At 35.2% G+C, this 19,649-nt stretch carries 21 protein-coding genes; 12 read left to right on the forward strand and 9 right to left on the reverse strand.

Annotated elements, in window-relative coordinates; all coding sequences use genetic code 11:
- The first annotated feature begins 51 nt into the window (after positions 1-51).
- Positions 52-1,848, forward strand: a complete 1,797-nt coding sequence (locus B8977_RS13160; protein WP_084018329.1) for an acyl-CoA dehydrogenase family protein — start codon at positions 52-54, stop codon at positions 1,846-1,848.
- A gap of 226 nt (positions 1,849-2,074) precedes the next feature.
- Positions 2,075-3,877, forward strand: coding sequence for a TonB-dependent receptor plug domain-containing protein (locus B8977_RS13165; protein ID WP_159447500.1), 1,803 nt, complete (start codon positions 2,075-2,077; stop codon positions 3,875-3,877).
- 21 nt (positions 3,878-3,898) lie between these two features.
- Here B8977_RS13165 and B8977_RS15125 read toward each other — a convergent pair whose 3' ends face one another.
- Positions 3,899-4,066, reverse strand: coding sequence for a C1orf53 family protein (locus B8977_RS15125; RefSeq protein WP_159447501.1), 168 nt, complete (start codon positions 4,064-4,066; stop codon positions 3,899-3,901).
- Entirely contained in the window at positions 4,066-5,013 is a 948-nt protein-coding gene (locus tag B8977_RS13170; RefSeq protein ID WP_084018335.1) for a PhoH family protein, read from the reverse strand. The genes B8977_RS15125 and B8977_RS13170 overlap by 1 nt, the downstream gene beginning before the upstream one ends.
- Positions 5,014-5,081: 68 nt before the next feature.
- Between B8977_RS13170 and B8977_RS13175 the strand changes: the two genes are divergently transcribed.
- Positions 5,082-5,906 carry an SAM hydrolase/SAM-dependent halogenase family protein gene (locus B8977_RS13175; RefSeq protein ID WP_084018338.1) on the forward strand — a complete coding sequence of 275 codons (825 nt, stop codon included), beginning with the start codon at positions 5,082-5,084 and terminating at the stop codon, positions 5,904-5,906.
- A 1-nt stretch (position 5,907) separates the two neighbouring features.
- Here the strand turns inward: B8977_RS13175 and B8977_RS13180 are convergent, their stop codons facing one another.
- Positions 5,908-6,432 carry a GNAT family N-acetyltransferase gene (locus B8977_RS13180; protein ID WP_084018341.1) on the reverse strand — a complete coding sequence of 175 codons (525 nt, stop codon included), beginning with the start codon at positions 6,430-6,432 and terminating at the stop codon, positions 5,908-5,910.
- A gap of 12 nt (positions 6,433-6,444) precedes the next feature.
- Positions 6,445-6,636, reverse strand: a complete 192-nt coding sequence (locus B8977_RS13185; RefSeq protein ID WP_084018344.1) for a hypothetical protein — start codon at positions 6,634-6,636, stop codon at positions 6,445-6,447.
- Positions 6,637-6,756: 120 nt separating this feature from the next.
- Here B8977_RS13185 and B8977_RS13190 point away from each other — a divergent pair, with 120 nt between their 5' ends.
- The 9 genes from B8977_RS13190 to B8977_RS13230 all read left to right on the forward strand — a co-directional run bounded on the left by B8977_RS13190 (position 6,757) and on the right by B8977_RS13230 (position 15,491).
- The gene (locus B8977_RS13190) at positions 6,757-7,086 is read left to right on the forward strand and encodes a hypothetical protein (protein WP_084018347.1); all 330 of its coding nucleotides are present in this window, start codon (positions 6,757-6,759) and stop codon (positions 7,084-7,086) included.
- Between the two features lie 373 nt (positions 7,087-7,459).
- Positions 7,460-7,996 carry a CopD family protein gene (locus B8977_RS13200; protein WP_084018354.1) on the forward strand — a complete coding sequence of 179 codons (537 nt, stop codon included), beginning with the start codon at positions 7,460-7,462 and terminating at the stop codon, positions 7,994-7,996.
- Positions 7,993-8,721, forward strand: coding sequence for an ABC transporter permease subunit (locus tag B8977_RS13205; RefSeq protein WP_084018357.1), 729 nt, complete (start codon positions 7,993-7,995; stop codon positions 8,719-8,721). Before B8977_RS13200 ends, B8977_RS13205 begins: the two co-directional genes overlap by 4 nt.
- A 70-nt stretch (positions 8,722-8,791) precedes the next feature.
- Entirely contained in the window at positions 8,792-8,986 is a 195-nt protein-coding gene (locus B8977_RS15305; RefSeq protein WP_317043214.1) for a GxxExxY protein, read from the forward strand.
- A 10-nt stretch (positions 8,987-8,996) separates the two neighbouring features.
- Positions 8,997-9,179, forward strand: coding sequence for a GxxExxY protein (locus tag B8977_RS15310; RefSeq protein ID WP_317043215.1), 183 nt, complete (start codon positions 8,997-8,999; stop codon positions 9,177-9,179).
- Between the two features lie 69 nt (positions 9,180-9,248).
- A complete protein-coding gene (gene gldG / locus B8977_RS13215) occupies positions 9,249-11,177 on the forward strand; it encodes a gliding motility-associated ABC transporter substrate-binding protein GldG (RefSeq protein ID WP_084018360.1) in 1,929 nt (642 codons plus the stop codon).
- 111 nt (positions 11,178-11,288) lie between these two features.
- Positions 11,289-12,575 carry a helix-turn-helix domain-containing protein gene (locus B8977_RS13220; protein WP_084018363.1) on the forward strand — a complete coding sequence of 429 codons (1,287 nt, stop codon included), beginning with the start codon at positions 11,289-11,291 and terminating at the stop codon, positions 12,573-12,575.
- The gene (locus B8977_RS13225) at positions 12,572-13,690 is read left to right on the forward strand and encodes a hypothetical protein (protein WP_084018366.1); all 1,119 of its coding nucleotides are present in this window, start codon (positions 12,572-12,574) and stop codon (positions 13,688-13,690) included. Before B8977_RS13220 ends, B8977_RS13225 begins: the two co-directional genes overlap by 4 nt.
- 148 nt (positions 13,691-13,838) lie before the next feature.
- A complete protein-coding gene (locus tag B8977_RS13230; RefSeq protein ID WP_084018369.1) occupies positions 13,839-15,491 on the forward strand; it encodes an ELWxxDGT repeat protein in 1,653 nt (550 codons plus the stop codon).
- 120 nt (positions 15,492-15,611) lie between these two features.
- On the opposite strand, the gene B8977_RS15130 is transcribed toward B8977_RS13230, so the two are convergent.
- The 5 genes from B8977_RS15130 to B8977_RS13250 form a co-directional block, all read right to left on the reverse strand.
- Entirely contained in the window at positions 15,612-15,755 is a 144-nt protein-coding gene (locus B8977_RS15130; RefSeq protein ID WP_159447502.1) for a hypothetical protein, read from the reverse strand.
- 59 nt (positions 15,756-15,814) lie between these two features.
- A complete protein-coding gene (locus B8977_RS13235) occupies positions 15,815-16,264 on the reverse strand; it encodes a mycothiol transferase (protein WP_262494085.1) in 450 nt (149 codons plus the stop codon).
- Between the two features lie 442 nt (positions 16,265-16,706).
- Entirely contained in the window at positions 16,707-18,194 is a 1,488-nt protein-coding gene (gene purF, locus B8977_RS13240; protein WP_084018372.1) for an amidophosphoribosyltransferase, read from the reverse strand.
- 29 nt (positions 18,195-18,223) lie between these two features.
- Positions 18,224-18,949 (reverse strand): phosphoribosylaminoimidazolesuccinocarboxamide synthase, encoded by a 726-nt coding sequence (gene purC, locus B8977_RS13245; RefSeq protein ID WP_084018374.1) that lies wholly within the window; start codon positions 18,947-18,949, stop codon positions 18,224-18,226.
- A 5-nt stretch (positions 18,950-18,954) separates the two neighbouring features.
- The gene (locus B8977_RS13250; RefSeq protein ID WP_084018377.1) at positions 18,955-19,644 is read right to left on the reverse strand and encodes a hypothetical protein; all 690 of its coding nucleotides are present in this window, start codon (positions 19,642-19,644) and stop codon (positions 18,955-18,957) included.
- Between the last annotated feature and the right edge of the window lie 5 nt (positions 19,645-19,649).

Raw genomic sequence — 19,649 nt, forward strand, 5'->3', positions numbered from 1 at the left:
AGTTCGAAATTCGAGTTTTGCAAAGAAATTAATTTAAAATAACAATATACAATGAGCAATAATAGATTAATCGGTGGAGAATTTTTAGTCAAAGATTTGACTTGGGATAACATCTTCACGCCAGAAGATTTTAGTGAAGAGCAAAAAATGATGCTCGAATCTGCAAAAGAATTTATAGACAGAGAAGTTTGGCCGAAAAAACACCAGATTGAAAAGAAGGATTATGCTTTGATTGAAGATTTGATGAAAAAGTTAGGCGAACTTGGATTTTTAGGAATTTCGGTTCCTGAAGAATATGGCGGATTGGGAATGGGATTCGTTACCACGATGTTGGTTTGTGATTATATTTCAGGAGCGACAGGCTCTCTAGCGACGGCTTACGGTGCACATACCGGAATAGGAACTATGCCGATTACACTTTATGGAACGGAAGAACAAAAAAAGAAATACCTGCCAAAATTAGCGACGGGCGAATGGTTTGCATCTTATGCACTGACAGAGCCGGATGCCGGTTCTGATGCGAATTCCGGAAAGGCAAAAGCCAAATTGTCAGATGATGGGAAGTTCTATCACCTGACAGGTCAGAAAATGTGGATTACGAATGCCGGTTTTGCAGAATTGTTCATAGTTTTTGCAAGAATTGACGAAGATGAAAACATCACAGCTTTCCTTGTTGAGAAATCTCAGGCTGGTGAAGGTTTCTCTTTGGGTGAAGAAGAAGATAAATTAGGAATTGTTTCTTCATCGACGCGTCAAGTGTTTTTTAATGATGTGAAAGTACCGGTTGAAAATCTTTTGGGTGAAAGAAACAAAGGTTTTAAAATTGCGATGAATGCTTTGAATGTTGGTAGGATTAAATTAGGTGCAGCCTGTCTGGATGCGCAAAGAAGAATTACTTCTAATGCCATTAATTATGCCAACGAAAGAAAACAATTTGGTGTTTCGATTTCGAGTTTTGGTGCAGTTCAGCAAAAAATAGCTGAAATGGCGACCAAAACTTTTGCTTCAGAATCAGGTTCTTATCGTCCTGCCAAAAACATCGAAGATGCAATTGCTGACAACATTGCCAAAGGTATGTCACATAATGAAGCAGAATTGAAAGGAATTGAAGAATATGCAATCGAAGCTTCGATTGTCAAAGTGTTTGCATCCGAAGCTGCACAATTTACTTCAGACGAAGGAATTCAAATCTACGGCGGAATGGGCTATTCGAAAGAAATGCCTATGGAAGCGGCTTGGAGAGATGCACGCATTTCGAGGATTTATGAAGGGACGAACGAAATCAACCGTCTTTTGTCAGTAAGTATGTTGGTGAAAAGGGCGTTTCAAGGAAAAATCGATTTGATGTCACCTGCTATGAAAGTGGGTGAGGAGTTGATGAGCATTCCTTCGTGTGATGTGCCGGATTATTCTGAAACATTGGCGCAGGAAAAAGAAATACTGACAAACCTGAAAAAAGCATTTTTCATGGTGGCAGGTTCAGCGTTGCAGAAATTCGGAGCGGACTTGGAAAAACATCAGCAATTAATTATCAGTGCCGCTGAAATATTGATTGAAGTTTACATGACAGAAAGCACCGTATTGAGAGCGGAAAAGTTGAGCAAAGAGAATCCCGGAGCTTCCTCTGAGTTGGCAATTAAACTCGCACAATTACAATTATTTGATTCGGTAGAAAAAATCAAAAACAAAGGTTTGTCAGGTATCGTGTCATTTACAGAAGGTGATGAACAGCGAATGATGTTGTCAGGTTTAAGAAGATTTACACGCTACAATGAATACCCAAATGTGGTAAAATTAAAGACTGAAGTGGCAGAATTCCTCATTAAGGAAAATAAATATGTACTTTAACATAACGTTAAGAACGAAAAGTATGACGCCCTATTTTTTTGGCACAGACTTTGTAAATAATAAAGTAAGTACTATTCTTTTCATAAGGTAGTTGAGTTTTCATGGTACTTAAGTTTTAGTAGAGAGGATCCCGTCAGCAATGACGGGATTTTTTTATTTAATAAGAAAAAAGATATTTCTCATTCCTTCCTTAGTTTTATATTTGTCAGCCAAACTATTAACCGAAATGAGAAATATAATCTATTTTTTATACATATTATGGAACATTGGAAATGCTCAATCAGAGCAATATCCACTTCCGGAAATAATTATTAGCGATAACAGAATTTCCGTTCCTTTGTCACAAACTGACAGAAGTGTTGTTATAATAACACAGAAAGATATCCAAAAATCACCTGTCAATTCTATAGAAGAACTTTTGGCACATCAAGCAGGAATAGATGTCCGCCATAGAGGTATAAATGGAGTACAGGCAGATGTTTCATTGCGGGGAGGTTCTTTTGAACAAGTTTTAATTCTGGTAAATGGAACCCGCATGAGTGATGTACAAACAGGTCATCATTCAATGAATATTCCGGTCAATTTAAATTCGGTAGAAAGAATTGAAATTATAAAGGGGCCATCTGCAAGAAGATTCGGACAAAATGCTTTTACCGGAGTAATTAATATTATAACCCGGCTGAATAGTGATTCATCTTTGAATTTAGGAATGACCAGCGGAGAATATGGTTCTTTTGGTGTTAATACAAATATTCAAAGTGGAGGCTCGAATTTTAAACAATCTATTCAAAGTAATTATTTCCAAACTGATGGCTATCGGCACAATACGGATAGTAAGAAGACAGATTTTTGGTATCAGAATGAACTTAGAATCGGCAAACATTCTCTGAGTTTACAAGCCGGTTTTCTGGAGAAAAAATTTGGAGCAAATGGTTTTTACGCTACACCGGCCGCAACGGAACAATATGAGGAAATACAAAGTTCACTCGTCAACTTACAGGCGAATTTAAGTTTTGACCAATTGGAAATTAAACCAGGCATTTATTGGAGAAGGCATGAGGATATGTATGTTTTTGTACGGAGAGATCCATCTATTTACCGAAATATGCATATTGGAAATACTTTAGGAGGTGCTTTGAATGCTACTTATAAGAGTAGGGTAGGTGTCACCGGTATAGGGATGGAATTAAGAGAGGAATATTTGAGCAGCAATAACTTGGGTGATTGGAGCAGAAATTCTTTATCGGTATTTTTGGAACACCGTTTCGAGTTGTTCGGTCAAAGATTAAGCATCACTCCGGGAGCCATGTTGGCTGATTATAATGATTTCGGTTCATTTTTTTATCCAGGAATTGATATAGGATATTCAATTAATTCATTTAACCGGATTTATGCAAATTCAGGAAAAACATACAGAACACCGACCTACACAGATCTTTATTATGAAGATCCAGCAAATAAAGGAAATCCTTATCTGAAACCGGAAGAAGCCCTTTCTTATGAAATAGGATATAAGTTTACGCGTAAAAATATTTCATTTGATTTGAATTTTTTCAGAAGAGAAAATAAAAATTTAATTGATTGGATAAAACAAAATGAAGAAGATAAATGGAAGCCGGTTAATGTTGCTGAGGTTAAAACTAACGGCTTAGAAGTATTTGCAGACTATCGCTTTTTTAATAGTTTTTTAAATCATTTGTCATTCGGTTATACTTACCTTGACAATGAGTTTAAGGATACTGAAGGACTTATCTCCCGCTATGTTTTAGATAATTTGAAACATCAGTTTACCGCTAAGCTTAATCATAATCTTATCAAAAACATCTCATTGGAATGGGCTTACAGGTATAATTATCGTGTGTCATTGGATGACTATCATTTACTGGATGCGAAGCTGAAATGGAGCAACAATCGCTGGGATGTATTTTTACAGTCAAATAATCTTTTGAATACCAATTATACGGAAACCAACCTGATTCCTATGCCCGGGCGTTGGTTTAGCGGGGGAATAAATTGTACGATTTTATAGGGAATGAAAAGCAGCAGATTCTTATTTAGCTTTTTTAAAAGTATCCGTCTTTTTATCATAACCATAAGGGCAATGGCGGCAACCACTTTTGCAGCAGTAACCACGACGTAGATGATATTGTTCCGTGAAAACAATATAGCCTTCCGGGGTTTTGTAAAAATCTCCTTCCTGTAGTTTTTGGATATTCATCACAGACTATCCAACTTCTTATAGGCATGTAAAATTCTTCCTACCAATTTATGTCTAACCACATCTTTTTCCGTTAAAATCACCATTCCGATTCCTTCCACATCATCTAAAATGGACATTGCTTCTTTCAATCCGGATTTTTGTTTTGGTGGTAAATCGATTTGGTCGGGGTCACCTGTGATGATGAATTTGGCATGTTTTCCCATCCTTGTCAGGAACATTTTCATTTGCGAATGTGTCGTATTCTGCGCTTCATCCAAAATAACAAAAGCTTCATCCAGCGTTCGTCCGCGCATGAATGCCAATGGTGCAACTTCTATGATTCCCTTTTCTAGATAAGATTCCAATTTTTCAAAATGAATCATATCCTTTAGCGCATCATAAAGCGGTTGTAAGTATGGATCTAACTTTTCCTTCAAATCGCCCGGTAAAAAACCTAAACTTTCTCCGGCTTCAACTGCAGGTCGTGTCAGGATAATTCTGCGGACTTCTTTATTTTTCAAAGCCTGAACTGCCAATGCGACTCCAGTGTAAGTTTTTCCCGTTCCGGCTGGTCCTACAGCGAAAACCATATCATTTTTGCGGACAGTATCTACCAGTTTTTGTTGTCCGGCAGTCATTGCTTTTACCAGCTTTCCATTAACGCCATGCACCAAAACTTCGTTGGAATGTATCCTTGCTTGTTGATTTGAATTTTCAGATTCCAAAATGGTTTCCATTTCTTTTTCATTCAATTTATTGTAATGTTGAATATGGTTGATAATTTGAGAAATTTTGGTCGAAAATTCTTTCAGTAAATCTTCATTTCCCACAGCTGAAACCTGTTTTCCGCGTCCCACGATTTTTAGTTTGGGAAAATGGGTTTTGAGTAGTTTGAAGTTTTCATTGTTGGCTCCGTAAAATTCCTGAACGTTTACGTCGGCGAGTTCTAAATTTAATTCTGTCAAATGTCTTGTGTTTAAATTCGATTCCTACAAAAATACGCAATATATTTGTTTGCTGGAATCCAAAAATAATGCCTATCATAACTTTAACTACAGATTTTGGAATTAAAGATCCGTTGGTAGCTGCTGTAAAAGGAAGAATTTACAGTGAGTTGTCCGATGCTGTAGTAGTAGATTTATCACATGAAGTCAGCCCTTTTGACATCGCAGAAGCCGCATTCATCCTCAAAAGTGCTTACAAAGATTTCCCTAAAGAAACCATTCACATCGTAGGTGTTGATACGCTCATCAATCCGCTCAAAAAACCGATTGCAGCTTACATCGATGAGCATTATTTCATTGGGTCTGACAATGGCATTTTGTCACTCATTTGTGCAGATGTCGCTCCCAGGGAATTGGTGGAAATTACAATTCCGCAAGCGCAGGCAGAGACGGTATTCCCGACGCGTGACATTTTCGTTCCGGTGGCATGTCATTTGGCGCGGGGTGGCAAATTGTCAGTCGTAGGACAGCGTTTGAAACAATTCAAAGAATTATCATTGTTGAAACCGGTCATCAAAGAAAACAAAACAATCAACGGAACGGTCATTTACATCGACAATTATGGAAATGTCATTACCAATATTTCCGAGAAGATTTTTGACCAAATCGGCAAAAAAAGAAATGCGCGCGTGTGGTTCCGCAACCAGGAATTCACTGAAATTTACACGAATTACAACCAAATCGTAAAGGATTTTGAGCGTGAAGAAGAAAATTATGGCAAAGGTTTGGCACTGTTTGGTTCATCGGGATTTTTGGAAATCGCTATCTACAAAAGCAATCCGCAAACTGTGGGAGCTGCCAGCACGCTTTATGGTTTGAAAAAGGGCGACTTGGTCAATGTTGAGTTCGATTAAATTACCTAAACGGCTTGTCAATTACATACCAGAAATTCCTGCGGATGCCTTCGCCGTAATAGGCAACGTCGATTTCTCCTTTTTTAATTGCTCCTAATCTTTCCATCGCTTTCTGCGAGCGGATGTTTTCTGCACCTACGTGGAAATTTACCTTATCCACGAATTGAAAAATGTAATCTAACATCAATTTTTTTACTTGAGGATTGATTTTGCTTCCCCAAAATTTAGTTCCATAAAAAGTATAACCTATAAAAATGCTGTTGTCCTGAGCATTGAAATCATAAAAACGCGTACTTCCTGCAATTTCATTGGAAGATTTATCCAAAATCAAAAAAGCACCCTTGCTTTCCAGCGCACCTTGGAAGAAATTTTTAAAAACTTCTCTTTGGTAGCGGTCTTTGTTGGGATGCTGTTCCCAGATTTTCGGGTCAGACGCAGTTTCATACAAACGTTCAAAATCATTTTCCCAAAGCGGAATGAGTTTTACGTTTTCGTTTTCCAGAATGGTTTGAACAGAAAAATTCATATAGATTTTTTGTTAATTTTTAGAGCGGTTTTTATAATCTCTTACTAGTAATGAAATCGAAACTGCAAATGTGATAAAGTAAATGGCTGCCAATGCAGGTTTTTCAAATCTTAAGTTTTCAAAGTCAAATTGCTTCCACAATGCTGCTCCTAAAATGATAGCAATGATGATGAAAACAAATGAAAGTGCTTTTTTATTTTCCATTTTTTTTGATGAATTTTCTTGTGTTTTAATGATAATATTGGCGAAGGTAAAATTTAAGTTTAATTAACTCAATTTAAAATGTAACAAGATTAATTTGTACTTACCAAAATTATATAAATTATGTACAGAGAAGAGTTGAGAGTGGTGCAGTACACCATTACCAAAAAGGTAGAAAAAAAGAAATCTAAAAAGAAAGAAACCAAAAAGTTCAAGAAATTAGGATTGTTTCACCTTTGGGGCAGAGAAGAAGACAAAAAAGGAAAAGAGGTTTTCTTTGCTTTGGTTGAAGATTTGGAAAAAGGCGACATCATCGAAGTTGCTGCTAAAAGCATCCGTTTCTTGAGCGACGACGAAATTGTTGCCATCACGGACGAAGAAGGAAATGTTTCTGAAGAATTGGAAACGGAAGTTGAAGAAACAGAAGAAACATCAGAGGAAAAAGAAGATTAAATTGATATTTAGTTGATTTTGATTTTGCAATGAAACCTGTCAGGCGATAAAAAGTTTGACAGGTTTTATATTTTCAAAAATAATTAAGGAAGGATTGTATTTTTGTGTTGAATAAATTTCGAGATTTCAAATGGGGGAAGTTTTAACCGAATTATTTACGGGATTTATTTTAGAAGGTTCATTAGGAAGAAATATAAGATTTATATTCTTTAAATTATTCGGAAAAAATTATATTAAGGAAGAGCTTTCAAATGAATATGGAAAAAAACAGAAAATTTTTAATGGTCTAATTGTTTTATTATTTTTGATAACTATTTGTTTTATTATTTTCATGTTTTTTTATTTAATCTTTGGCAATCATTAACTTCGCGCTATGGAATTTTACCCCATCATCAAAGCGATTCACGTAATTTTTGTGGTCAGTTATTTTGCCGGAATTTTTTACATCATCCGTCTATTTATCTACCATACGGAAACAGAAGAAAAACCCGAATGGGAAAAAGTGACGCTTCGCAAACAATTCAAATTCATGGAAGAACGTTTGTGGAACATCATCACCGTTCCTGCCGGAATTTTCGTGTTGATTACCGGAATTACCATGTTGGTGATGAATTCCACTTTGATGTCCCAACCTTGGATGCACGTTAAGCTCACAGCGGTTTTCCTATTGATTGGTTACCACATATGGAGTTGGAAAACTTTGAAGGAAATCCAAAAAGACATTTACAAAATGAAATCTGTCCGATTGCGAATGATGAACGAAGTTGCGACGCTTTTGCTATTTATAATTGTCTTTGCCGTGATACTAAAAGGTGCATTTATGACTTATTGGTATTGGATTTTGATTAGTTTTGTAGGGGTTGGCGTACTAATCATGCTCACGGTACGTTTAGTGAACAGAAAGAAATGATAAAAATTTTAAAAAAAGAACTCGCAAATTATTTCACAGGCTATATGGCTTATGTTTGTGCGTCTGCATTTGCGCTGATTTGTACTTTGTTTTTGTGGTTTTTTGACAACGAATTCAACATATTCAACATCGGAACGGCAACGCTCAGCAGTTTCTTTTTCGTAGCACCCTGGATTTTACTTTTCCTGATTCCGGCATTGACGATGCGTTCGATTGCGGAAGAAGAAAGCACCGGAACTTTGCAGTGGCTTTTCACACAACCTGTCAAAATCTGCGGTATCGTTTGGGGTAAATACCTTTCGGTTATTTTTGTTTTACTTTTTTGTTTGCTGCCAACGCTTTTGTTTATTTATACTTTGGAACAATTCATCGCAGAAACTCAGATTTTAGATTATGGAACATTTTTTAGTGGATATTTAGGATTATTTTTATTGGGAAGCAGTTATGCTGCGATAGGGATTTTCACTTCTTCCATTACCAAAAACCAAGTTGTAGCTTATGTTTCAGCAGTTTTTGTATGTTTCCTTTTTTTCTATGCGTTTGAAAGTATGGCGTCTTATAATTTATTGGGTGGAGCAGATTATTACATTCAAAAATTAGGAATGTACGTGCATTATAATCAATTTCTGAAAGGAATTATCGACACACGTGATTTGATTTATTTCGGAATTATCATAGCATTGTTTTTGAGTCTGACAAATTACAATTTAGAAAAGAAAAAATAATTTCCCTAACCACAAGGAACACAAAGAAAATTCACTAAGACCACGATTGAATTTTTATAAACTTAAACCTATGAATGAAAATGAACTGGCAAAAATTGTCTTTGAATGTGGATTAAAGGTTCACAAAGTATTGGGAGCAGGATTGTTGGAAAGCTCTTATGAAGAATGTTTATTTTATGAATTGACAAATTGCGGTTTAAAAATAGAAAAGCAAAAAGCACTTCCTTTAATTTATGAAGAAGTGAAATTTAGATATAGGATATAGAGTAGATTTGTTGGTAGAGAATAAATTAATAGTTGAAATTAAATCTGTAGAAGCAATCAATGAAGTTCATGTCGCACAAATTCTGACTTATTTAAAATTATCAAAGTGTAAATTAGGATTGTTGATTAATTTCAATACAGTTTTATTTAAGAATGGAGTGAAAAGATTGATTAACGGCAATTTAGAATATTAATTTTATTAAATCTTAGTGAACTTTGTGTGAAAACTTTGAGCCCTTTGTGGTTAAAATTTATAAGTAATAATGAAAAAAAATACAAGAAATATAATTGGTTTAATTATTCTTTTAGTTGGAATTTTCTTTCTTTCTGAATGGGTATTTCAGCGTTTTGATATGACCAAAGACAAACGCTATACCCTCACTCCAACGACTAAAAATATTCTGGAGAAAATTGATAAACCTATCAAGATAAACGTTTTGCTTGGCGGACAACTTTCCGGTGATTACAGAACTTTGAAAAATGAAATTTCTTTCCTTTTGGATGAATTCAGAAACATCAATCCAAAAATAACCTATCAATTCCTCAATCCGACCAAAGATTTTACCTCAGGTGAATTATCAGACAACGGACTTGCTCCTGCTCCCGTAAAAACGGATGAAGGAATTTTAAATATCTATCCTTATGCTCGGGTTGACTATGACGGTAAACAGTTATGGATGGAGACTTTGGTCAATGATCCTGCTTTGAAATTTGAAGAATTGGCTTCCGCTTCCACCGAAAAGTTGGAATATCTTTTCATGGACGATATCAGAAGAATTACGCAAGTGGATCGTAAAAATGTTGGCTTTTTGGTGCACCATGACGAATTATCCCAAATTTATATGGATGGACTCGGGCGTGCTTTGGCAGACAATTACAATGTAGATGTGTATTTGCAGCCAATTCAGGATTCATCTTATACATTGAAGCCATCTGATGTGGAAGCATTGAAACATTTTGATGCATTAATTATTGCAAAACCAACATTGCCTTTTTCTGATATGGACAAATTAGTCATCGATCAATACATTATGAACGGCGGTAAAACCATGTGGCTTACAGAAGGTGTGGACGCTGAAATGGACAGTATTTTCCGAAGCGGGAAAATCGTTGCGTTTCCGCGTGATTTAAAAATAAATGAATTCCTTTTCAATTACGGAGTGCGCATCATTCCTGCAATTATAAAAGATTTGGAAGCAACAAAAATCGTGCTCGCAGATGGTGAAACTACCAGCGGAAATGTGAGTTACAACACTTATACCTGGCCTTATTTTATTCGTGGGTTTAAGGCAGATTCTACTGCGATCACTTCTTCTATAAATTCAGTTCGGTTTGAATTTGCCAATCCGATTGAAGTTTTGGACAATCCAAATATCAAATCTACGGTTCTTTTGGCAACTTCGCCTTACAGCACTTTACAACCTTCGATGAGTTTGATTGAATTGGGCGAAGTAGCAGAAGTTAATTCGGAAGAATACCAAATGGGCAGAATTCCATTGGCAGTTTTGCAGGAAGGAAATTTTCAGTCGGCTTATGCCGCGCGTTACGAAAGAAATGAATTTGCTAATTTCAAAGCGAATTCAACCAATGGGAAAATGATTGTCATTTCTGACGGTGATGTGGCGAAAAACCATGTGCTGCTCGGTCGTCCTATGCGTTTGGGAGAAGATAAATATTCCATGCGCCCTGATAACCGAAACCAGCGCCCGGTTTCTTATGATAACCAGAATTTCTTGTTAAATTGTGTGGATTACCTTTTGGGTGAAACAGATTTTTTAAATTTAAAGAACAGAAAATTGGAGATTCCAACTTTGAATGAAACCAAAGTTCAACTGGATAAATCATCTTGGAGAATGACGAATTTATTGGTTCCATTCTTAGGAATTTGGATCATCGGTGTAGGATTTATTTTCTGGAGAAAAAAGAAATATTCGAACATAGAAATAAATTCTGAGGTTTATAAAGAAAGGAAAACAGATACATTTGCAGTTATTGCTTTTGCTTGTGGACTTGGAGGTTTTGTGATTCTCCCAATGTTCTTTATACCTATTGGATATATTGCAGCATTAGTTTCATATTTTAGACTCAAAGAAAATCCACATCTGAAAGGAAAATATTTAAGAATTATTGGAGCTATATTGACTTCAATAAATATTATTTGGTTGATTTATCAATATAAAATATTTTCATAGAATTTTTTATAGCTTGAAATAAAATTACAATTTGAAATAATTAAAACCTGAAGGTGAAAGCTTTCGGGTTTTTTATTTTAACTAACTTTACAGACAGTAAGCAGATTTAGATTGAAATCAATTTCTTTCACGTTTTTATTTTTATTAAGCATATTCATTCAGGCACAAAATAGCAGTGATACAGATTCGCTTTTCAGTAAATCTGAAGATTTGCTTTACCAAAAACCTTCTGAATCAGCCAAAATAGCACAATTTCTTTTTGAAAACAGTACTCAGGAAAATGATAAAATAAAATCATTGCTCATCTTGACTGAAAGTAATTTGATAAGAGGTGATTACAGTACTGCGATTGAAAAACTATTTCAAGCATGGGAACTGTCCAGTTACTCTAAAAATTCGAAAAATAAGACTAAAATCAATTCATTAATCAACAGAATTTGCAGCAAATTAGGAATTGACCAGCGGCAACTTTATTTAATTTCTGATAATCTTGGAAAAAATGATTCGGCAGAATCTTATACCCAAAAGGTTAAAGATATTGAACCTTATTCTTCTTTTCTAAAATCTAAAAATCTTTTCTCGGAAGGAAATTTCAATCAATCCATTGAAGCTTTAAATAATCTAAAACCATTTAATAAAATTCAGGATGTTCAGCTGAGAGAAGAAATTTACATTTTAAATGCCCGGAATTACAAAGAAATCAAAGATTGGAAACAATATCAGATTCATTACAATCTTCAAAATGCATTACATGATTCCGTTAGTATTTTGAAAGAAAATGCAAGAATTCTTTTTATCACCAAAATCAATCAGAAACAAGATGCAATTTTAGAAATGAAATCTGAAAACCAAACCAGAATCATGTATGTTGTTGTGGGTATAATTTTTATAGTATTCACAATCGGTTATTTATGGAATCGAAAACTCAATTTTCGAAAAAATAATTTTGAAAGATTAATCAAAGAAAAAGAGGAAAAAATAAAACTTGAAGCCGAAAATAAAGTTCAGGAAGGAGCTGGGAAGATTGTAATTCCGGATAAAACCATTCATGCTTTATTGAGTAAATTAGAAGAATTTGAACAAAATGAAGATTACCTCGACCCATCTATGTCGCTCAACGTTTTGTCAGAAAATCTAAATACCAATACAAAATATCTATCGGAAATCATCAATACACACAAAAACAAAAATTTCCACAGTTATATCAATGAATTGAGGGTCAATTATATAATTGGTAAACTCAGAAACAATCCTGTTTACCTGAAATACAAAGTCAGCCATTTGGCAGAAGAAGCAGGGTTTTCATCACACAGTTTGTTTTCTACTGTTTTTAAGCAAGTTACAGGGTTGTCGCCTGCGGCTTACACCAAGTTAATTACAAAAGACGAATCAAAATGAGGAATTTAAAATTTGTAATTATATTGATTTTTAGTGTTTTGTGTCAATTGTCATTGGCTCAAAACAACAAAGAAATTGACAGTTTGATTGCGGAGGCTAATTCATTTATTTTTAAAAATCCACAAAAAACCATTCAGATAGGCGAAGAAATCTTGGAAAGAAAAAACATTTCAAATTCCTATAAAATCTCATCTTATATTTTAATTGCCAATGGCTATGCTGCTTTGAACGAATATGAAAAATCAATTGATTTCGCCATCAAAGCCAACAATTTATCAGCCGAAACAAAAGACCATGCAAATCAGATCAGAACTTTGGGTTTTATTGGTAACCAATACATACGCATCGAAATGCGCGACGAAGCATGGTATTATCTTGACAAAGCAGACAAACTTTCTCAGACTGCATCTTTGCCTGATTCGATGAAATACCTGATAGGGAACATTAATCTTTTGAAAGGATTTCTTTACAAAAGAAGCCTCGATTGTGAGTATGCCATCAAACATTTCAATAAGGCAATTATCGAATTCCGGAAAGATGAAGGCAATGGATTTGCGGTTGCAAATCTAGGTCAGGCATACAACCAGAAAGGATTTTGTTATATGTCGATTGACAAAGATTCTGCGGAACTCAGTTTCTGGAAAGGATTGGCTGATGCACGCAAAAATGGCGCAAAATCTTTGGAATGCAATGCATTGATTGGTTTGGCGGAAATTCAGAATTTTAGAAAAGATTTTAAAGGCTCGACTGAAATGTTGTCTGAAGCGCTGATGCTTTCAAAAGAAGTTCAACAAATTGAAATGGAAAATCGTATTTACAAACTTTTGGCAGATAATTACCTTGCGACAGATGATTTTGAGAATCATTTACTTTATAAAAATTTGTTTGAATCTACGCAGTCAAAAGTTCTTGCAGATAACACCAAATCTGTCAATGAGCTCATCAAAAAAAGAAACGAAGAAAAAAGAGAAATTTATGATTCCAACGAAAATAAATTCATTCTTGTTTTGTCAACTCTTATCTTCATTTTCATAAGTTCAATATTATTTCTTGGATATTTTCTTTGGAAAAAATCTCAGAAAATCAGAAAAATGAAACCTGTTACCGATTTATGAAATAAAATCGAGTTAATTTTTAATTGATACACATTCAGTTAATTATGTTTTTAAAGTTTTCGTTTTCTTGAAATTTTCGTGAATCTCAAAGCCTACAATTCTACATTCCGGAATTAACGTTCTACTTTTAGCCCTACAAATTATACACATGAAAAAAACATTTATTTTAGCCTCTTTACTATTTTCATTTCTTGAGTTAAATGCCCAGACACCGGTTTTTGAAATGCTAAAGGATATCAATCCTTCGGGCGATTCTATGCCGACCGATTTGATTTCATTCGATGAAAAATTATTCTTCGTCGCTGAAGATGGAGAAAGCGGAAGAGAGTTATGGGTGACAGATAGTAATGATACTTATCTTTTTAAAGATATAAATCCGGGAGCAAATGGTTCGGATATTTCTAATTTCAGAATTTTTGACGGTAAGCTATTTTTTACAGCCACAGATGATGCCAACGGAAATGAAATTTGGATTTCAGACGGTACGGTTGAAGGAACACAGATATTAAAAGATATTTTCCCGGGAACAAGTGGATCATATGCTTTTGAGTTTTTTGAATTCAATAACGGACTTTATTTCAGAGCAGAAGACGGTGTACACGGAACGGAACTCTGGAAAACAGACGGAACCGAAGGGGGAACTGTGATGGTTGCAGATCTGCGCATCGGAGAATTTGGTTCAAATCCTTCAAACTTTGCAATTTTAAATAATAAAATATATTTCAACGCCAATGATGGTTTCGATTATGAAAACGGTCAACATGGTTTCGAACTTTGGGTTTCTGATGGGACTGCAGCGGGAACCGAAATTGTAGCGGATATCAATACAGCAGAAAGTTCAAATCCTTCTGGAATGGTGACGTTTGGTGATAAAATTTATTTCAGTGCGGATAATGGGATTAATGGTATCGAACTTTGGGCATCAGATGGAACCCAAGCCGGAACTTATATGGTAAAAGATATCAGGACTGAAGGAAATGGCAATTCATTGCCTGGACATTTCATCGTGTTTAATGATAAATTATTCTTCTCAGCCTATACAGAACAAACAGGAAGAGAAATGTGGGTAACAGATGGTACCGAGCAAGGAACACAGTTTTTGAAAGATGCAAATCCGGGAACTTCTGACGGTGTCATTCCACAATTTAGACATTTCATTTATGGCGAAAAATTATTACTTACTTTGAATGACGGAGTTCATGGTCCTGAGATTTGGTCAACAGACGGTACATCAGAAGGCACACAATTATATCTGGATATTTTCCCTGGCGCAGAAGGATCTATGGGAGCCACTCAGGCTCCAATTGTTTTCTATGAATTTGACGGAATGCTTTATTTCAGAGCATTCGACGATTTTGAAGAATATTTCCAGTTATGGCAGTCAGACGGAACGATTGAAGGAACTCAAAAACTGATGCCCAATCCAGAAAATCCTTTTAATGGAGCTTTAGCATATAGTCCTTTTTTCACTTCTCTGGGGAACTCTTTGTATTTCACAGCCAAGTACGATGAAAATGGATATGAATTATGGAAATTGACTTTTGAAGATATGGCAGTTTCTGATTTTACTCAAAACCAATTCAGCATTTATCCAAATCCTGTAACTGATATCATAAATATTTCGGGGAAATCTAGCATTTCTTCAGTTCAGATTTATGATTTGGCGGGTAAAATTTTGAGTAATCAGTCATTCAATTCACAAGAAGCAAAGCTGAATATATCTTCTTTACCCAAAGGAATTTACATCATCAAATTGGTATCAGAAGGAAAAACGAATTCTTACAAAATAATCAAAAAGTAAATTTTCTCATTTGTAATTTTTAGCCCGGAAACGAAAGATTCCGGGTTTATTTATGATAAAATTTTAACAATTTCAGTAATCAAATATCCAATTGATGCACATATTGGATATCGCGCTTCTCTATTCCAAACTTTTCAAGAATCCAGCACTGCCTTCATCCAGTGATTCAAAAGTGAGAGACTCATCATATTCTACCTCACCTGCATCACTTTTCTTTTTTCCATAAATGACCAAATCTTCCAGTTGTTTTAAATAATGCTCCATAATTTGATTTGAATTAATTTTTACAAAAAAGAGAAACAAATGATTCCGTCTCTTGCATTTTATTTTTTCGGAAGTCTTTTCCTTATGAGCGCAATCTGCCCCATATGATTGGCCTGATGTTCCATGACATGGTACCATGCCCAGTGGTTATTCATCAGACTATCATTCTCAATCTTTGAATTGAGCCATTTGTCATCTTTGGTTTTGAGCAATGCTAAAGTTTCATTTCTGACATCATCCCAGATTTTCAAATAATAATCGATAGGGTTTCCTTTGAACTCATTTCTTGCTGGCTCACCTAATTCCAAAGCAGGCATCCATTTTTTTGCTTCATCTGCATTAAACTCCCGATTTTCAAATGTATAAACCTGATAATACTTTTCAGTTGCCGCCAAATGGAGAATGATAGCACCCATTCGGTTCGATTCTGCATCCATCAAAAAATCCGTTTCTTCCTGATTCAGTTTCTGCACATTGTTCGTAACTCGTTTCTTCAAATCACCTAACATAGAGACCAAAACACCAATTTGTGGCGTTTAGCCTTCTATCGGCTCGATGGTATATTGAGCTTGTGAAGCAAATCCAACAAGGATAAATAAAATGGCAATGGTGTTTTTCATAATTTATTGATTTAATGGACTTTAAAGGTAAAAGAAATATTGAAAATTATTTCATAATTAAAAAATTTCAGTAAAATTCAAATATAAAAAACTATACTCTCCCCAAAATTAAAATACCATCCTCAAATTAAACCATGTATATTTTGTTGACCTCTCAGTGAATTTCTTTTTAGCAGTCTCTACAGAAGCTTTAGCTTACGCTTAATCATCCTAAACAACTCACAAAATCCGCTCCCAATCTACTTCGTAATTAAAGTTAACAAAAAAAGACGGAATCACTTCCGCCTTTCTATAATTTTAAGATTGATCATTAAACCCTAATCATTAAAAATCAATACTCAATCTTCGACTGATAAAATTCTTCTCTTGGCAATTCTTTCTCGACCGGATAATCTTCCGTAAAGCATCCGAAACAATGATTTTTAGAACCCAATATTTCAATCAAATTCGGAACCGATAAAAAATCAAGCGAATCAACCCCAAGATAAACCGCCAATTCCTTATTATTCATATTTGCAGAGATCAAATCTTTTTTCGTCGGCATGTCAATCCCCAAAAAACAAGGCGCAATGATAGGCGGCGAAGCACTTCTGAAATGAATTTCTTTCGCTCCTGCTTCTTTCAATATTTTAATCAATAATTTACTAGTCGTTCCACGCACAATAGAATCATCCAAAATCACCAATCGTTTACCTTTGATTTTGCTTACGATAGGATTCAACTTAAGATTCACCACACGTTCGCGCATTTCCTGCGAAGGAACGATGAACGAACGGCTCATGTATCGGTTCTTTACCAAAATCGGCTCAAACGGAATACCCGAAGCATTCGAAAATCCAATCGCAGAAGGAACTCCTGAATCCGGAACACCAATTACAACATCAGCATCCACAGGCGATTGTTCAAACAATTTGCGGCCACTTTCGACACGCAAGTCATAAATTTCCCGACCCTGGATATTGGAATCAGGACGCGCAAAATAAATATATTCGAAAGCACAAATCCTTTGTCTCGACGGTTGTTCAAGCGAATAAGAATGCAACCCATCTTTATCCGCAACTACAATTTCTCCGGGTTCTACATCACGCAGAAATTCTGCGCCAACTGCATCCAAAGCACAGCTTTCCGAACTGAAAACATACGTATCGTCATCCATTTTACCGATACATAAAGGACGAATTCCGTTCGGATCACGAAATGCAGCCAATGAATTTTTAGTCAATAATAAAACCGAATAAGCACCTCGAATTTCTTTCAATCCCAATTGAATTGCTTCCTGCACCGTCAAATGCGAATGCCTTTGAATCGAGCGCAAAATAACTTCTGTATCAGAAGTCGCAAGAAAAGGAAGTCCCTCTTTTGCCAATTCTTGCTTGAGTCCTTCGATATCGATTACATTTCCGTTGTGTGCAATCGAAAAGTGTGGTTTACCATAATAATTCACAGCATATAATGGCTGAATATTTTTTGAGCTTCCACCACCCGCAGTCGTGTAACGTGTATGTCCGATGGCAGCATTGCCCTGAAATTCTTCAATTTCTTCGATATTTTTAAAAACATCCAACACCAAACCTGCGGATTTATAGGTTTTGATATTTCCATCTTTGAGGACTGAAACGCCGGCAGCTTCCTGCCCACGGTGCTGCAATGCAAACATACCAAACTGCGTAAGAGAAAATGTGTCGATGTTTCGCGGGGAGTAAATTCCGAAAACACCGCATTCTTCTTCCATGCTGTCCAAAGTATCTTTGAAAGCGGTTTTAAGAAAGTTTCTTTGGTAAAACTGAGAACTTTTCGATTTGTTTTTACAAGTGTTCATTGTTTGTCTTGCTGACTTCTTTTCTTGATTTATTTTTTTAATGCTTGCTGAAGTCTATTGTAAACTTCATGGTAAGCTTCGGAAACTTCTCCCAAATCTCTTCTGAAACGGTCTTTGTCCAGTTTCTTCAAAGTATCTTTGTCCCAAAGGCGGCAAGTATCCGGACTGATTTCGTCTGCCAATATGATGTTTCCTTCAGAATCCTTGCCAAATTCAATTTTGAAATCGATTAAAATCAAATTCGCTTTCATGAACAAATCAATCAAAGCTGCATTGATTTTATCGGTCATTGCATACATCAATTTCAATTCGTCATAAGTTGCTGCGCCCAGTAAAACTGCGTGGTGGTCATTGATCAATGGATCTCCCAATTCATCTTTTTTGTAACAAATATCAAAAATGGTTACCGGAGATTTTGCTCCTTCTTCCAATCCTAAACGCTGTGCCATGCTTCCTGCAACGTAGTTTCTGACAACCATTTCAATCGGGATGATGTCCACTTTTTTAACCAATTGTTCGCGTTCATTCAAAGTTTCGATGTAATGTGTCTGAATTCCTTTTTCAATCAGATAATTGAAAATCAAAGTTGAAATTTTGTTGTTCATTTCTCCTTTGTCGGCAACCGTTCCGCGTTTTTGCGCATTGAATGCTGTTGCATCATCTTTGTAATATACGATGACCAAATTAGGGTCTTCCGTAGTGTAAACCTGTTTGGCTTTGCCTTCGTATATGAAATCTTTTTTTGTGTAGCTCATTGTGTTTATTTTGCTATTCGTTTAATTTTTCCAGTTTTATCATTAACTATAATGCTATCTACAAATTCATTATGATTACCATAAATAGTATTATCTGCAATAAAAATAACGTCATTATCATTAAAAATGATGGAATCACATTGGTTGAATTTTATTTCATCACTATACAATTCTTCATTCTTCCATAAATATTTGCCATTATCTAAATCAACCTTTCCGACAAAACCCAAAGTTGAAATATACACTGCATTATTCTCAATCACAGGTTGCCCTAAGTTAAAAGCATAGGCATATAATTTCCAATTATTTATTTGAGTTTTACGGTTAATTGATTCAACAAAACTTGCAGCATCTCCAGCAGCATTTTCTGTGTAATAAACAATCAAATTATCTTTATAAAACTGTAAATATGCTTTTTCAATAGTAAGTTCAGATTGTAGTTTATATTTGGCAATTAATTTCGATTTCTCTTTTTGATCAATTTCTCCCGTTGGATAAACAATAAACTCATAATTGTTCAATGTTGCATATAGTGTATCTTCTTCTACCTGATACTCTTTTTTACTTTTCGTACTTACAGGATATGTTAAGGCTTTTTCACTAATAGGCAATTTTATTTCCGTGCCTTTGTTTTCCTTAGTTTTACATGAATATAGTAGTAGAACACAAATGGATATTATTATCAATTCTTTCATATTTA

This window comes from Moheibacter sediminis, assembly GCF_900176425.1.
In the GTDB taxonomy this organism is placed as follows: domain Bacteria; phylum Bacteroidota; class Bacteroidia; order Flavobacteriales; family Weeksellaceae; genus Moheibacter; species Moheibacter sediminis.